The 15,142-nt window shown below is 59.0% G+C and carries 14 protein-coding genes and 1 pseudogene; 7 read left to right on the plus strand and 8 right to left on the minus strand.

Annotated elements, in window-relative coordinates; all coding sequences use genetic code 11:
- Positions 1-22 precede the first annotated feature (22 nt).
- The gene (locus tag JN524_RS01495) at positions 23-241 is read left to right on the plus strand and encodes a hypothetical protein (RefSeq protein ID WP_134786422.1); all 219 of its coding nucleotides are present in this window, start codon (positions 23-25) and stop codon (positions 239-241) included.
- Positions 242-551: 310 nt separating this feature from the next.
- On the opposite strand, the gene JN524_RS01500 is transcribed toward JN524_RS01495, so the two are convergent.
- The 7 genes from JN524_RS01500 to JN524_RS01530 all read right to left on the minus strand — a co-directional run bounded on the left by JN524_RS01500 (position 552) and on the right by JN524_RS01530 (position 9,223).
- A complete protein-coding gene (locus tag JN524_RS01500) occupies positions 552-1,799 on the minus strand; it encodes an MFS transporter (protein WP_202368222.1) in 1,248 nt (415 codons plus the stop codon).
- Between the two features lie 819 nt (positions 1,800-2,618).
- Complete coding sequence (locus JN524_RS01505; protein ID WP_202368223.1) at positions 2,619-3,965, minus strand: glutamine synthetase family protein; 1,347 nt, start codon at positions 3,963-3,965, stop codon at positions 2,619-2,621.
- Positions 3,966-3,986: 21 nt separating this feature from the next.
- A complete protein-coding gene (locus JN524_RS01510) occupies positions 3,987-4,544 on the minus strand; it encodes a helix-turn-helix domain-containing protein (protein ID WP_183779823.1) in 558 nt (185 codons plus the stop codon).
- 13 nt (positions 4,545-4,557) lie between these two features.
- On the minus strand, positions 4,558-5,847 hold the full coding sequence (locus JN524_RS01515; RefSeq protein WP_202368224.1) for an NAD(P)/FAD-dependent oxidoreductase: 1,290 nt from the start codon (positions 5,845-5,847) through the stop codon (positions 4,558-4,560).
- A gap of 93 nt (positions 5,848-5,940) precedes the next feature.
- On the minus strand, positions 5,941-7,125 hold the full coding sequence (locus JN524_RS01520) for a DUF2252 family protein (protein ID WP_202368225.1): 1,185 nt from the start codon (positions 7,123-7,125) through the stop codon (positions 5,941-5,943).
- A 62-nt stretch (positions 7,126-7,187) separates the two neighbouring features.
- Entirely contained in the window at positions 7,188-8,516 is a 1,329-nt protein-coding gene (locus JN524_RS01525) for an ATP-binding protein (protein ID WP_202368226.1), read from the minus strand.
- Positions 8,513-9,223 carry a response regulator gene (locus tag JN524_RS01530; RefSeq protein ID WP_027614282.1) on the minus strand — a complete coding sequence of 237 codons (711 nt, stop codon included), beginning with the start codon at positions 9,221-9,223 and terminating at the stop codon, positions 8,513-8,515. The genes JN524_RS01525 and JN524_RS01530 overlap by 4 nt, the downstream gene beginning before the upstream one ends.
- A 165-nt stretch (positions 9,224-9,388) precedes the next feature.
- Between JN524_RS01530 and JN524_RS01535 the strand changes: the two genes are divergently transcribed.
- The 3 genes from JN524_RS01535 (at position 9,389) to JN524_RS01545 (ending at position 11,307) form a co-directional block, all read left to right on the plus strand.
- Positions 9,389-9,712 carry a hypothetical protein gene (locus tag JN524_RS01535; protein WP_115989750.1) on the plus strand — a complete coding sequence of 108 codons (324 nt, stop codon included), beginning with the start codon at positions 9,389-9,391 and terminating at the stop codon, positions 9,710-9,712.
- A gap of 35 nt (positions 9,713-9,747) precedes the next feature.
- Complete coding sequence (locus tag JN524_RS01540) at positions 9,748-10,419, plus strand: DUF3313 domain-containing protein (RefSeq protein WP_202368227.1); 672 nt, start codon at positions 9,748-9,750, stop codon at positions 10,417-10,419.
- A 294-nt stretch (positions 10,420-10,713) separates the two neighbouring features.
- A complete protein-coding gene (locus JN524_RS01545) occupies positions 10,714-11,307 on the plus strand; it encodes a hypothetical protein (protein ID WP_202368228.1) in 594 nt (197 codons plus the stop codon).
- Between the two features lie 6 nt (positions 11,308-11,313).
- Here JN524_RS01545 and JN524_RS01550 read toward each other — a convergent pair whose 3' ends face one another.
- Positions 11,314-11,922, minus strand: a complete 609-nt coding sequence (locus JN524_RS01550; protein ID WP_202368229.1) for a TetR/AcrR family transcriptional regulator — start codon at positions 11,920-11,922, stop codon at positions 11,314-11,316.
- Between the two features lie 159 nt (positions 11,923-12,081).
- Between JN524_RS01550 and JN524_RS01555 the strand changes: the two genes are divergently transcribed.
- The 3 genes and pseudogenes from JN524_RS01555 to JN524_RS27420 form a co-directional block, all read left to right on the plus strand.
- On the plus strand, positions 12,082-13,464 hold the full coding sequence (locus JN524_RS01555; RefSeq protein ID WP_202368230.1) for an aspartate aminotransferase family protein: 1,383 nt from the start codon (positions 12,082-12,084) through the stop codon (positions 13,462-13,464).
- A 200-nt stretch (positions 13,465-13,664) separates the two neighbouring features.
- Positions 13,665-14,957 (plus strand): OprD family porin, encoded by a 1,293-nt coding sequence (locus JN524_RS01560; protein WP_202368231.1) that lies wholly within the window; start codon positions 13,665-13,667, stop codon positions 14,955-14,957.
- An 87-nt stretch (positions 14,958-15,044) separates the two neighbouring features.
- Positions 15,045-15,128, plus strand: a pseudogene (locus JN524_RS27420) (DUF6124 family protein); the annotation flags it as partial.
- Positions 15,129-15,142: the final 14 nt, after the last annotated feature.

Here is a 15,142-nt window from a genome sequence, read left to right on the forward strand (position 1 = left end):
GCTGACATAAATGGATGTGTATATGGAAAGCATGCCGAGACTGGAAATTGAGCGCGTTGCGTATCAAGAGTTTTTAACTCTTTGGGAACGCGGTGTATTCGATAATCAGCGCTTAGGCCAAGCGTTCTATAACCATTTTCGGCTTCATCGTCTGAGCGACCAAACGCGCCTGTTCGGTCTCTATGAAACTGACGGAGACAAGGCCATAACCGCGATCTCCCGCCTGTTCCAAATCAGATAACTTCGACCCCGCGTTTCGCGAGAGCAGGGTCAGCCTTGAAGACCGAGAGGAGATCTTGCGTTTTTACACACTCTGGGCCAGAAGCTGACGTATTGGCATTTGTGTAGTATCTGCCTCTCTTCCAACCTATATGAGGTGCCCGACGTCTAGTCGACACCCCCATCCCCTACAAGAGCTGTCCTAGACCTGAAATACGCCCTTTACTCGATGGAGCGCCCATCACGGTAAGGTCATGTTTGTATGACGTACACGAGCAACCACAATCCCTTGATATTTTACAATAAACCCTTCCACTTACCTGAAGCCTATGTCATGTAGCCATAACTGCCGCGAGTTTCGGATGTTTATTTTGATAATACAGCTCCACCTCAGCATCATTCTCCAGGAATTGCCATACCTCTTTTGAACGCATGGAGTATAAAACGATAACTGCAAACACTCCCAGATACAGCCATACCAGACTCGCCGTGCCGAATTTAGACATGATAGCGCCAGTTATCACGAATGAAACCGAGCTTCCCAACTGACTAATAACCAACGTGGACGCCATCAATCTTACGCGTGCACCCGAAGGTATAGACACAACTCTTTTATCCATTCCGATCAAGGTAATACAAGCACTGGCCGCCCCCGCGAAAAATAGCCAAGGAATCAATAGCCAAACTTCGTCGCTTTGCGTCGTCGCGCAAAGTGAAAAAGTCAGTAACGACCAACATCCAAGATACTTTTTGCGCTGATTTTGTCTTTTAGCAATAATTGGGCTCAAAATTAACAAGCCTGCAATAGCTCCACTCGCGAAGACAGCATTCAACAGGCCTGCACTGCCTTCCGCAAGATTGCGAGTATGTATAAGTGTTGGAACCAGCATCGGCACGATCGCCGTGACGGTCAAACCAAGTAGCAGCCCAGAACAGGTCAAAAATTGTTCAGGCGGAAGAATGCATTTAAGTTTAAGCCCAAGAAATATGTCATTAATACGATGTGATGTTGATCTCGGCTTTGTGGGGGCTTCACTTATCGGTAGAGCCATTGCTATTACTACGGCTACCAGTCCCAGTATTGAAGAAAAAAGTAGCGAGATGTCCAATGAATACACCGCGATTACAATGCCCGCTAACAAAGGCCCCGCAACCCTACCCACGGTAACAACGATACGCCGAATGCGAAATGCAGCACTCGTTTGATGTTTATCAACAGTTTCAGCAGGATAGATGCCAAAAAGAGGCTGGACCACTCCAAATGCTGCTACGGCGATAACGTCTATGAGAATCAGGGCGTCAAGCGAATACCAGTTAGAAGCAAATAAGTACCGCAATGCACTGGCAAACAAGATTACAATACAACCTGCCTTAAGAGCAGTACTACGGCGCATCGACTCAACGCGTGGCGCAAAGCACAACATTGAAATTATCGCTGCGAATGCGAGTGCTGTTTCGTAGACAGCCAGTTCAAACAGGCTGCCCCGCTGTACAATAATCAGAGGCAGCGTTGTGTTCCAACATCCGAGGTAGATCCAGAGCAATAACTCCAGGTATAGATACGTTCGAAATGTACTCAATTCATAATTTCCTTCTTCGTATGAGGGCCGCTATAGCTCCCTGCCATGGCGACCCCTTCACACGAATCAGCCTGCTACAAAATGATTGACTTTAAAGCTTTCTGCGCTCACGCCAAACTTAGAAAAGATGTGGCCGTGCATTTTATTCTTGTATATATCTCGATTCTTTTCGAAGTACTCTCGATCATACCTCTTACGCCGAAAAACATGGTCAACCCCCTTACCACAGTCGCAAGCTGCCAATCGTAGAAAACGGCCTCAATCGGTCGAGTTCCCAATCGCTCATACTGCTCAATACGAAGTAGCAACCCTTAAACACGAACCGTAGCAGAGTGTGTTTCACATTCCAGTTGAGCGCCCTGATAATTAATGTTCAACCGAACTGCGCTGTCAAACTATTTTTTTATGCACCATTTTGGCAAATAAACCACGACCAACGAAGCCTTTAATTGTGGAGATGTGGCTGCAACAGCATCAAAAAGGAGCGCATATGAATTATTTGGTGCACCTCCATAAAGCAAAAAAAGTGTGAAGAAATAATGGTTAGAGACTGACAACCATCCTTTGAATGACCCCTTCTGGCCGATAGCTGCCAGCCAAAGTCAACTATTTCCAACTCAGCGCAGACACCGCATGGGATGGCGTTGGATTTTCTCCAGACGTCATTCAAGCCGTTCTTTCGCCATCCTCACGCCCCGTGTTCAAAATACCTCGTGGCACGCTCTTCAATTTTGATGAGCGATGGAATTCACCGGTACTGAACTCCATCCGGTCATCGCGGCCCCTGCACCCGATTCACGTGGTGTGCTGAACCAGTGATCACAAATACCAGCGATACTCCCGCGCGCTGATCTCCTGCATGAATGCCAGGTGATCCTGACGTTTGTTCTCGCAATACACGTCGACAAACTCGGCCCCCAGTCCCGCACGCAGTTGTGGCTGATGCTGCAAGGCGCGCACCGCGTCGAGGATTTCCGTCGGGAAATCGATGCCGCTGTTGCGATCGTCGTTGAGGGGCGGGATCGGTTCCTTGCCTGATGCCAGACCATGTTCCAGGCCCACCAGAATTGCCGCCAGCACCAGATACGGGTTGGCGTCGGCGCCGGCCAGACGGTATTCGATGCGCAGGTTTTTCGTGTCTGATTCAGGGATGCGCAGGCAGGCGTCGCGATCTTCGTAACCCCAGCTCGCCTGGGTCGCGGTGTTCACCGTGCCGCTCAGGCGGCGCATGGCGTTCTGGTTTGGAGCGAAGATCGGCATGCTGTGCGGCAGCAGATCCAGGCAGCCGGCCACCGCATGGCGCAGCGCTTGCTGGTGATTGGCGGCCAGCAGGTTATTGCCAGCGGCGTCATACAGGCTGACATGCACATGCATGCCGCTGCCCGGATGCTCCACGTACGGTTTGGCCATGAAGCTGGCGCGATAGCCATGCTTGAGCGCGACTCCACGGGTGCTGCGACAGAACAGCGCCGCCCAGTCGGCGGCACGCAAGCCGTCGTCCAGATGGCCGAAATTGATTTCGAACTGCCCCGGCCCCAGCTCGGCGGTGATCACCGTGGCGTCGATACCCTGCGCCCGCGTTGCTTCAACCATTTCGTCGAGCACCGGGGCGAAACGCGACAGGCGTTCGATGTGCATGTTTGGCTGATCATCGGCGTCGTCGGTCAGCTCGTCGCGAGGGAATTGCGGCAGGCCGTCGCGCAGTTTTTTGTCGAACAGATAGAACTCCAGTTCGAAGGCCACCACCGGGTGAATGCCTTTGCCCGCCAATCGATCCAGCACTTTCGCCAATACCTCGCGGGGTTCGAATTCGATCGGTTTGGCGGTGCCGTCGGAGGTAATCAGCATCTGCCCCAGCGGTTGTGCTTCCCAAGTCACGGGCTTGAGTGTGCCGGGCACCAAGCGGCGCACAGCGTCCGGGTCGCCGTCGTTGAAGCAGTAATCGCCAATCTTGAACAGACCGCCCTGCACGCCGAGCAGCACGCAGTTCTGCGGCAGCTTCAGTGCGCTGCCCGCCGCAACTTTTTCGAGCATGTCCACCGGATACCGCTTGCCGTAAAAATGCGCCGGAATGTCCAGGGAAATCAGGTCGACATAACGCACCTCGGGGTAGCGTTGGCGAAACGCGCGCACTTCGGCGAGCAGGTCAGAGCAGACAGCGTCCATCTTGGATTTCCTTTGTTGTTATCAGGTGTAGACCCAGAGCACGCGAGTGAGCTGCCCGGTGAGGTTGCCGTAGCGGCAATGGGTGTGACTGTCGAATTGAAAGCTGTCGCCGGCCCTCAAGGTGACCGGCTCGTCGTCGTTGCCCAGCCACAAGGTCAGTTCTCCTTCGAGCACGTAGCCGCCCTGCTCCGAGCTGTCGCTCATGTGGCGGTCGCCGCTGCTTGCGCCCGGTTCCAGATGACTTTCGAGCATGGAAAACGAGGCGCGCATTTGTGGCGACACCAGAATGTCGGTGATGCCGTTGGCGTAATACAACGTGCGTCGTTCGTCCGGACGGGTGACCCACGGCACTTGTTTGGCTTTGGGCAGGCTGTAGAAATAGGTGGTCGGCACGCCGAGGGTTTCGCTGATCGCGGTGAGGTCGGCCACAGTCGGGCGCGACAGCCCACGTTCAACCTGCGAGAGAAAACCCACGGAACGGCCAATCTTGTCGGCCAGATCCTTGAGGGTGTACTTCTTGTGCTTGCGCAAGTCGTGGATCAGGATCGCCAGCGCGGCGATTTCTTCTTGCTTGTTCATGATCAAAATCTCATCAAATGCTGTCGCGCAGCCGATACCAGGCTTTGCCGATGGCTTCCAGCGGTGCAGCGAAGTATTTGCCGCCGGGGAAACGGCCATTGCTCAGGCCCTGGTACAACGCCAGTTCATCCGCGTCGCCGAGAATCGCATCGGACACCGCACGGGCGGCAGCCAGCGTCGGCAGCACGCCGTGGCCCGAATACCCCTGAAGCCAATAACGGTTGCCCTCGCCGCCGACATCCGGCGTACGGTTCATGGTCAGATCGATGTGCCCGCCCCAGGCGAATTGCAGCTCAACGCCCTTGAGCTGCGGAAACACGCGCTCAAGAAACGGCCGGGTCGCCGCTGCAATATCCTTGGGCATACCGCCCAGATAAGTGCAGCCGCCCCCGAACAACAGACGGTTGTCGGAGGTACGACGGAAGTAATCGAGAACGAACTGGTTGTCGGTCACGCAAACGTTACTCGGCAGCAGCGCGGTGGCTTGCTCCGGTGTCAGTGGCGCGGTGGCGACTTGATAAGTGCCGACCGGCAGGATGCAGCTGGAGAGTTGCGGGTCGAGTTGATCGAGATAGGCATTGCAGGCCAGCACCAGCACGTCGGCCTTCACCGCACCGCGCTCGGTATTGACCCGGAAACCGCTGCCCTCCTGCTGATAACTCAACGCTTTGCTTTGCTCATGAATACGCCCGCCGGCCCGCTCGATGGCGGCGGCCAGCCCGAGGGCGAGTTTCAGCGGATTGAGGTGTGCGCCTTCGGCGTCAAAGAGCCCCGCCTGATAACGATCGCTGGCGACCCACTGCGGCAAGTCTTCACGAGGAATGAACTGCAGACCGTCATGGCCCCATTTGTGACTGGCTTCGTGTTGCCATTCAGTCAGCAGGCGGACCCGACGCGGCATCACCGACGTCCACAAATGGCCGGGGCGATAGTCGCAATCGAAACCATGCCGTCCGGGCAATTCACGCAGCTCCTGTGCGGCCCAACGCATGCCGTCCCACAGACGCCTGGCGCGCTCATATCCAAGCGCAGCCTCCAGTGGCGGCATGTCGCACGACCAGCCCAGAATCGCCTGCCCGCCATTACGCCCCGAGGCGGCCCACGCCACGCGACTGGCTTCGAGCACAGTGACGCGCTTGCCGGCCAGGGCCAGACGCAACGCGGTGTGCAGCCCACTGAAACCGGCACCGATGATCACCACGTCGGTGTCGTGCGCACCTTTCAGCGCCGGCCGTGTGCTGAGAATATCGGCGCAACTGTGGGCGTAATAACTGGCGACATGCCGCTGGGATTGCTGAAACATTCGGCGCCTCATGAAATTTATTTCTTATAATTTCATGAAAATCTACAGAACAAATTTCATATCGGCAACCGACAACTGTTTCACTCACACAGATCAATGCTCCAACGCATAACGCCGGCAATGCTCCAGATAACCCTTCTCATGTTTGCCAACCAACTGCACAACACTGGTCCACAGCCACGACGGCGCATCCAGTGTCTTCGAGCGGCACGCTTGCAGTTCACGCATCCATGACGCCCGTGTGCTCATGTCCATCTGCCGCGCATGGGCCAGCCCCACGACCCGGGCCAGATACCCGGCGGCGAGCATGGCATCGGTCTGGCTCAGTTGATCGAGCTCCAGTTTCATGTCTTGCGGCAGCAGTTCACGAATGAAGAAACCATGGTCAAGCACCCGAGTGGCGATCATCCGGTTGCCCAGACCCGGCGAAAGAAAACGCGCGCCTTCGACCACACGTTTGCCGTTGTCGCGGGGCATCGCTGCTCGCGCCACCCGGGGGGCGGCGGCAGCAACTGCCTCTTTGATATCGAGCAGGCAATATTCCTGATCATCGCCCTCGCCCACCCCCAGCAACACCGCATAACGCTTGAGCCCCAGCGAGCTGCAGCCTTTGACCCAGTAGGCCGAATCGAGCATTTTCACCCGATCGTCCTTGTTGCGGCCCTTCAATGAGGTCACCAGCGTGTGCAGGTCTGGCGTGGCGCAAAGGGTCTTCAGCGCGCTGCGCTCTTCGCGTGACAGCGACCAGAAATGCTTGCCCAGCGGAATAGTTGGTTTGGTGCTCTCGATGCGCTCCTGGGCCAGATGCTTCCAGGTGCGCTGCACCGCGCTGCGCATGCCGGCCTTCACCTGCGCGGGTCTTGGCGGCTCTTTGTCGACGTCGTCTTCAAACGCCTGCTCATAGCCGCGCATCATCTCTTCCAGCATGCGCGCGGTGGCGACGCCGGGCAGGTCCGAACCTCGGGCGGCGGTGACCAAGGACAGCGCCAGGCGTACCAGATCATGCGCGGGGTTGCCGATAACGGTTTGGTCGAGGTCGCGGATGTGGATGTCGATGCGCCCTTTCAGGTCGCCGGTCGGTCCGAGATTGCCGGCGTGACAATCGCCGCAGATCCACACCGCCGGCCCCTTCGGTAAGTTGCGGCCCGGTTGGCTGTGCAGCCACTCATAAAACTGCACCGTACTGCCACGGACATAGGCGTGGGCGGAGCGGGCCATTTTCAGATTGCGCAGTTGTGACAGCGGTTCAAGACGTGCGGAGGGCCGTGGGGTTTTCATGGACGCTTCTTGCAGTGAATGTGTCCTGTTGACCGCCCGTCACGAGCAAATGTTTCAAAGTATTACAAAGGCAACTCAACCCGAGCCAGCAGACCACCGCTGCTGCGATTGCTCAAACTCAGTTCGCCGCCCTGCTCGCGCACAATCGCCCGCGCCGCCGACAGCCCGAGCCCGACACCACCGGTTTCCCGGTTGCGCGAGGTTTCCAGGCGGAAAAACGGGTCGAACACCCGCTGCAACGACGCTTCGGGAATTCCCGGCCCATTGTCACTGACGTCGATGCACACGCTGTAACCGTCGCTGCTCAGGGCGATTGCCGGCTGCTGCGCGTACTTTTCGGCGTTTTCCAGCAGATTGACGATCACCCGTTTGATCCCCAGCGGCCGGCCCTCGTAGACCAGATGCGCCGGGCCGTTGAAATCGATGGCAATGTTCTGGTCGCGGTAGTCGTCGATGATCGTCTGCAATAGTTCCGACAGGTCGAACGCGGTGCTTTGCTCCGGCTGAGTATCTTCCCGAAAGAACGCCAGTGCCGCGTTGATCATCGACTGCATTTCTTCGATGTCGCGGATCAGTTTGCCCTGATGATCAAAGTCCTCCATGAACTCGCTGCGCAGGCGCATCCGGGTCAGCGGTGCGCGCAAGTCGTGGGAAATCGATGCGAGCATGTGCGTGCGTTCGCTGATGTAGTGCTGAATCTGCGCCTGCATGGTGTTGAAGGCGATGATCGCCTGGCGGATCTCGTCGGGGCCTTCGACTTTGATCGGCGGTGCGCGCAGATCACTGCCAAAACGCCGGGCGGCGCTGGCAAAGCGTTGCAGTGGCTTGACCAGTTGCTGCGTGGCCAGCCAGGCCACCAGCACGGTGGCGATCAGGCCGAGGGCGATGATGATCGCGATGCGCGTGCCGATGTCCAGGCCCCAGGAGCGCTCGGGCGAAGAGAACAACAGCCAACTGGAATCCGGCAGTTGAATCAGCGCCGCATAGCGCGCCAGCGGACTGCCGCTCGGCCAGTCAGCGGGATTGAACACCCGAATGTCTCGCTCATCGCCCAACAACTGATGCAACCCCGACGTCTTGTTGGCGATGAGCTGCGTGCCACCCGCAGGCAATCCAAGTTCGTCGCGTTGCGCACTCCAGGTCACTTCCTGCGTCGGGCCGGTTGCCGCGTGCGCCAGTTTCGGGCGTAAAGGCGCGGGTGCAGCCTCGATGACCTTGACGGTCGCGGCGATCTGCTCCAGCAACCCGGTGCGTTCAATCGGTGGCCGCGCCCAGGTCCCGGCCACCTCCACGAACAGGAAATTGAGTGCCAGCGACGCGAGCATGGCCGCGACGATGGTCAGGGCGATCCGCCGACTCAGCGGATCACGGCGCAGGAATCGACGGATCATGAACGAGTGACCTTGGCGGTGAACATGTAACCGCCGTTGCGCACGGTGCGGATCAGGTCCGGGCGCTTACTGTCCGGCTCGATCTTGCGGCGCAAGCGGCTGACCTGCACGTCGATGCTGCGATCAAAGGCGTCGTGGCCCTGACCGCGAGACAGGTCGATCAGTTGCTCGCGGGTGAGGATGCGCTGCGGGTGTTCGAGAAACACCACCAGCAGATCGAACTCGCCACCGGACAGCGGAATCATCACGTTTTCCGGGGAGCGCAGCTCGCGACAGGTGATGTCCAGATGCCAACCGGCGAAGGCGATCACCGGCCGTGACGGCTCGCTCGCAGGGCTGACCTGCTCACCGGCGCGGCGCTGCACGGCGCGCAGGCGAGCCAGCAATTCACGCGGGGCGAACGGTTTGGTGACGTAGTCATCGGCGCCCAGTTCGAGGCCGACAATCCGGTCGCTCAACTCGCCCATGGCGGTCAGCATGATGATCGGAATGCCCATCTGCGCCCGCACTTTCTGGCACAGGCTCAGGCCACCTTCGCCGGGCAGCATCAGGTCGAGAATGATCGTGTCCGGGCGCTGCTGGGCAATCGCCGCCCACATCGCTGCGCCGTCGGCAGCGACATCGACCTCGTAGGCGTGCTGGACGAAGAACTTCTTCAGCAGGGCAAGAATTTCCACGTCATCGTCGACGATCAGCAGTCTGCTCACGGGCACAGGATCCTCAGGCCAAAAAAGAACGCATCTAAAACTATTCTGGCGGGCGGGTCATATATTTCAATCGAGCAACATTCCGTCGCCCCGGACATCAAGCGGACATTCTGCGGCAAAACCCCTCGGGCACCCTGCACGCTATCGACAACCGGGGGGCTTTCAATGAGCGCATTGCACAACCGTTATACCGCCGAGGGCCACGACGCCCGCTATCCGTTGATTCTCAGCCAGCGCACCAGCGCGCCCGAGCAGGATACGCCGCTGTTGTTTCAGGAGTTTTGCCTGGGCCTGTCAGATGATCAAAGCCGAATCGTCCTGCGCCGCTATTTCGAGCAGTACGGCCCCAGCGATTCGCAATGGGTGGAGTACGTGCATTCGATTCCGGCTGCCGACCTGATCCAGTGGATCATGAGCCACGGCCAGCTGCACATCGAATGCTCGGACAACACCCCGCCACTCTCCTCCCCCATCACAGCCCGCGCTTGAACGACGCGGGGCAAAAGCGCAAAACAAGGATTCGCATGATCAGAAGCCATTGCTTGATGTCGGTGCTGTGTACGGCGTCCCTCAGCCTGTCGGCCTGCAGCAGCAAAACCGTCGAACCGCAGAAGTACACCGGATTTCTGCACGATTACAGCGTGCTCAGCGAGCGCCAGTCGCCATCGGGGCAGACGGTGCTGGGTTGGGTCAGCCCGGCGCTGGCGCGGGGGCGTTACACCCAGGCCTATCTGGCGCCCAGCCAGTTCTACCCGAGCGCCGCGCCGACCGAGCGGATCCCGCTGAGCACGCTGTCCGGCGTCACCGACTACTACGACGCCGCGCTCAGGCTGGAACTGGGCAAGGTCATGCGCCTGATGCCGCAACCCGGCCCGAACACCCTGACCATCAGACCGGCGATCACCCGCGTCGCCGCCAGCACCCAGGGCCTGCGCTTTTATGAATGGCTTCCGGTGACGCTGGTTGCCGCCGGCGTGAGCACCGCCACCGGCATCCGCGACCAGGACAGTGAAATCACCACCGAAGTCTCATTCGAAGACGGCTCAACCGGCGAAGTGGTCGCCGAAGTCGTGCGCAAGGGCACCGGGCTGCCGCTGGAAAACGACAAACAGGTACTGACCGCCGATGACGTCAAGGCTGTTCTCGATGGTTGGGCCGGCGACCTGGGCCAGTCATACCTGGCGATCCGCCGCTAGACATTTTGTGGCGAGGGAGCTTGCTCCCGCTGGACTGCACAGCAGTCCTCCTCAAAAGCGGGGCCGCTTCGCGCCCCAGCGGGAGCAAGCTCCCTCGCCACAGTTCATTTGTTGGGTCGGGAGTATTTTTCAGGTGTTTGCAATCGCTGAATCCACTCATGCTCTGGGTGCAATCGAGCCAGATGTCGCGCCAGCGCTCATGCGCCCTGCTCCTTGTTCGTCGCCAGTCGGCCTCGGAATTTTATTCAGCTAGCCTTGCTTTGTGTCACTGAAGGAATTCAGCAAGGAGCTGCCATGTTCAAGTTCATCAAAACCACCGTGATCGGCGGGCTGCTGTTCATTCTGCCTCTGGTGCTGATTTTCGTCCTGCTGGAAAAAGCCATCCACCTGTTGCGTGGCCCCGTAGAGAAGCTACTGCCGATGTTTGCCGGGCACGACGTTGCCGGCGTGACCCTGATCACGCTGGCGACATTGTTCGGTTTGATTGTGCTGTGTTTTCTCGCCGGTTTGCTGGCCCGCACTTCCACCGCTGCCCGAGCGATCGAAAACACCGTAGACAAGGTCTTGAGCAATCTGCCGGGTTACCAGTTGCTCAAGGACACCACCACACGCTTTGCCGGGATGGAAAACCCCGACGGCTCGAAGGTCGGCCTGATTGCCGAAGAACAAGGCTGGCGCCTGTGTCTGGTGGTGGAAAGTCTCGGTGACTGGATGACGGTGTACATGCCGGATGGCGGAACGGCCGGTGGCACGGCGGGCGAAGTGCGCTTGCTGCATGTCCGCGAAGTGATCATTACCGAGCTGTCGTGGCTGACCATGGCCGCCGGATTGCGCCGTGGCGGACGCGGGATGCTGGAGCAGATGCAGCCGTGGTTGCCGAAAACCTGAAAACCGCTACTCGCTGCTCAAAATGCCATGGCAGATCAAACCCAGCACACCGCGCATGTGTTCGGCATGTGCCGCCCTGTCCGGCTCAGGCTCGGTCGCCAGACGGATAAACGCCATATTCGCGTACTGGTTGAACAGCGTCGCCGCCACGTCCAGATCTACCGTCGCCCGCACCTTGCCCTGCGCCTGAAAATGCCCGAGCAGGGCCTTGGTTTCTTCGATCACCGCCGCATTCCACGGGCTCAACGCCAGCGCCAACTCACCCGTCAGTAGAAACGGTGCCAATTCACGCCACAGCGAGGCCGGCATGGCTTGCAGTTGGTAGTCGGTCATTAGGCCTTCGAACTCGCACAGCGCTTCCAGCGGATCGCTGTCGTCATCCAGATTGGCCCGCGCCTCACGCATGGCCTGCTCGTCCGGTTGCTTGAGCAAGGCCAGCAAGATCTCCTGCTTGCCGCCAAAGTAATTGACCACCGTCGGCGCAGACACCCCGGCCTGGACCGCGATCTGGTCCAGCGTGGTGGCCGCAAAACCGTTGGTCTTGAACAGCTCCAGCGCTGCCTGCGCGATGACTTCCCTGCGCTGTTCCTTTTGCCGCTCTCTGAGCCCGCTCATGGTGCCTTTGTCCTGACTTGCTGATGGTCGTCAGCCTACGGATTTATTTTTTCACCGACAAATATTTTCTTTACAAAAATATTTTTAAGTGACAAATATTAACCGTGCACCGCTTGAATGAACGCGCACCCACTTGCCCCGTTTCTCTGGAGAACCGCCATGTCCGCCGAATTCGATCCGACCCGCAGCACCCGCGATTACCAGGCCGCCGACGCCGCCCACCACATTCACGCGTTCGTCGATCAGAAGGCCCTCAACGAGGAAGGCCCGCGGGTGATGGTCAGCGGTGATCGCCTGGCGCTGTGGGACAACGACGGCAATCGCTACCTGGACGGCATGTCCGGCCTGTGGTGCACCAACCTCGGTTACGGGCGCAAGGACCTGGCCGCTGCCGCGACCGCGCAGCTGCAACAACTGCCCTACTACAACATGTTCTTCCACACCACTCACCCGCAGGTGATCGAGCTCTCCGAGCTGTTGTTCAGCCTGCTGCCCCAGCACTACAGCCACGCGATCTACACCAACTCCGGCTCGGAAGCCAACGAGGTGCTGATCCGCACCGTGCGCAAGTTCTGGCAGGTGATGGGCAAACCCGAGAAGAAAATCATGATCGGCCGCTGGAACGGCTACCACGGTTCGACCCTGGCCGCGACGGCGCTGGGCGGCATGAAATTCATGCACGAAATGGGCGGCACCATCCCTGACGTCGCGCACATCGACGAGCCGTACTGGTTCGCTCACGAAGGCAACCTCAGCCCCGAAGAATTCGGCCTGCGGGCGGCGCGGCAACTGGAAGACAAGATCCTCGAACTGGGTGCCGACAAGGTTGCCGCGTTCGTCGCCGAACCGTTCCAGGGCGCCGGCGGCATGATCATCCCGCCCGCCACCTACTGGCCGGAAATCCAGCGCATCTGCCGCCAATACGACGTGCTGCTGTGTGCTGACGAAGTCATCGGCGGATTTGGCCGCACCGGCGAATGGTTCGCGCATCAGGCCTTCGGTTTCGAGCCGGACACCCTGTCCATCGCCAAGGGCCTGACCTCCGGCTACATCCCCATGGGCGGCTTGATCCTGTCGCGGCGCATGGCCGAGGCACTGGTGGAAAAAGGCGGCGTGTTCGCTCACGGCCTGACCTACTCCGGCCACCCGGTGGCGGCTGCGGTGGCGATTGCCAACCTCAAGGCGTTGCGCGATGAAGGCGTGGTCACTCAGGTGAAAACCGACACCGGCCCGTACCTGCAGAACTGCCTGCGCGAGGTGTTCGGCAACCATCCGCTGGTGGGTGAGATTCAGGGTGTCGGGTTGGTGGCGGCGTTGCAGTTCGCCGAAGACAAAGCCACGCGCAAGCGCTTTGCCAACGAGAACGACATCGCCTGGCGCTGCCGCACGATTGGTTTTGAGGAAGGCCTGATCATTCGTTCGACGCTGGGCCGGATGATCATGGCCCCGGCGCTGATCGCCACACGGGCGGAGCTGGATGAACTGGTCGACAAAACACGGATCGCCGTGGATCGCACCGCCCGCGAGTATGGCGTGCTGTAACGCATATCCCCTGTAGGAGTGAGCCTGCTCGCGATAGCGGTCGATCAGTTTAGATCGATGTGAATGACACGCCGCTATCGCGAGCAGGCGAAGGCCTACAAGGGAAATCAGGTATGCCTTGAACTCAGCACATCGGCTCAATCCGGCCCGGTCGTTCCTGCCCATCATCAGAGACCTTCCCTGATTGTCGGTCTCTCTTGATGGCTTCCTCAACACCACACTTTGCATTGTTGGCACTGCTTTGCGCAGCGAGCGACAGTGCTTTGGCCAATGACTTCTTCGACGACGCCAAAACCGAAGTGCTCAGCCGCAACTTCTTCCTGAGCAACGACTACCGCTCGCCCTCTCCCTCCGGCAAAAACTATAAACAGGAATGGGCCCAGGGCTTTATCGGCACGTTCACCTCTGGCTACACGCCAGGCACTGTCGGGTTCGGCATCGATGCCCACGCCTTTCTCGGCCTGAAACTCGATGGCGGCAAAGGACATTCCGGCACCGGGCTGTTGCCGGTCGACAGCAATGGTCGCAGTGAACCGAACTACTCCAGCGCGGGCGGCGCGTTCAAACTGAAAGCTTCGCGCACCACCCTCGCGTTCGGCGAAATGACCGTGGAAACGCCGGTGTTCGACACCTCGGACAAACGCCTGCAACCGGAATACGCCACAGGTTTGCTAGTGAACAGTCGTGAAATCGACAACGTTAACTTCACGGCCGGCCACTTCACCGCATTCAAGAATCAGGACAGCTCCTCAGGGCGCGGCGACTTTTCCGGTTACGGCGCCACTACCGAGGCTGGCGGAATCAGTTTTCTCGGCGCCGATCTGTTCGGTGACAGTCCGGTGGGTGGATCGCTTTACGCCTCAGACCTGAGCGACACCTGGCATCAGTACTACGCCAATCTGCACTTCAAACAGTCCGGCCTGTTGCTCGATGCCAACCTCTACCACACCCGCGATACCGGTCGCGCGCTGGCCGGCGCCATCGACAACACCGCGTTCAGCCTGTCCGGCAAGTACAGTTTCGGTCCGCACGCGGTCATGCTCGGCTGGCAACGCATCAATGGCGACACGCCGTTCGATTTCATGGGCGGCGACTCGATCTACCTCGCCAACTCGATCAAATACGCCGACTTCAACGGCGCCGGCGAACGTTCCTGGCAAGCACGCTACGACCTTGACCTCGGCGCTCTCGGCATCCCCGGCCTGACCTTCATGACCCGCTACGTCTCCGGCGACCACATCGACGGCACTCACGCGCCCAAGGGCGGCGCGTATAACCCGTTCGATGCTGAGACTGGCGACTATCAGCCGCAGCAAGGCGCTGGCGGCAAGCATTGGGAACGGGATATCGATCTGAAATACATCGTGCAATCGGGCACGGCGAAGGACCTGTCGGTACAGCTGTCGCACGTCTCGCACCGGGCCAACGAGGCACAGGCCGGGGATGATATCGACCGGATTTATGTGGTGATTCAGTACCCGTTGGGGTTCTGATGGCCCGTGATTAAACCCGGACTCAGACCCGAGGTCGCCCTACGAATCCATCGACTCAAAAAACTTCACGAAGCCGCCGACAACGAAGCCCTGCTGGGCATTCAGCAAGAGGTGATGCTCGGCGAACTGACCGTCAACCGCGCCCTCGACAACCTCGACCCGCCCGCCTGAAACCCCGATCCCCT

It is taken from the genome of Pseudomonas sp. MWU318, assembly GCF_016756945.1.
In the GTDB taxonomy this organism is placed as follows: Bacteria; Pseudomonadota; Gammaproteobacteria; order Pseudomonadales; family Pseudomonadaceae; genus Aquipseudomonas; species Aquipseudomonas putida_A.

Coding starts and splice junctions, on each gene's coding strand:
- JN524_RS01495 (WP_134786422.1), top strand. CDS start 23: ATGGAAAGCATGCCGAGACTGGAAATTGAGCGCGTTGCGTATCAAGAG.
- JN524_RS01505 (WP_202368223.1), bottom strand. CDS start 3,965: ATGGACGCTGTCTGCTCTGACCTGCTCGCCGAAGTGCGCGCGTTTCGC.
- JN524_RS01510 (WP_183779823.1), bottom strand. CDS start 4,544: ATGAACAAGCAAGAAGAAATCGCCGCGCTGGCGATCCTGATCCACGAC.
- JN524_RS01515 (WP_202368224.1), bottom strand. CDS start 5,847: ATGTTTCAGCAATCCCAGCGGCATGTCGCCAGTTATTACGCCCACAGT.
- JN524_RS01520 (WP_202368225.1), bottom strand. CDS start 7,125: ATGAAAACCCCACGGCCCTCCGCACGTCTTGAACCGCTGTCACAACTG.
- JN524_RS01525 (WP_202368226.1), bottom strand. CDS start 8,516: ATGATCCGTCGATTCCTGCGCCGTGATCCGCTGAGTCGGCGGATCGCC.
- JN524_RS01535 (WP_115989750.1), top strand. CDS start 9,389: ATGAGCGCATTGCACAACCGTTATACCGCCGAGGGCCACGACGCCCGC.
- JN524_RS01540 (WP_202368227.1), top strand. CDS start 9,748: ATGATCAGAAGCCATTGCTTGATGTCGGTGCTGTGTACGGCGTCCCTC.
- JN524_RS01545 (WP_202368228.1), top strand. CDS start 10,714: ATGTTCAAGTTCATCAAAACCACCGTGATCGGCGGGCTGCTGTTCATT.
- JN524_RS01550 (WP_202368229.1), bottom strand. CDS start 11,922: ATGAGCGGGCTCAGAGAGCGGCAAAAGGAACAGCGCAGGGAAGTCATC.
- JN524_RS01555 (WP_202368230.1), top strand. CDS start 12,082: ATGTCCGCCGAATTCGATCCGACCCGCAGCACCCGCGATTACCAGGCC.
- JN524_RS01560 (WP_202368231.1), top strand. CDS start 13,665: ATGGCTTCCTCAACACCACACTTTGCATTGTTGGCACTGCTTTGCGCA.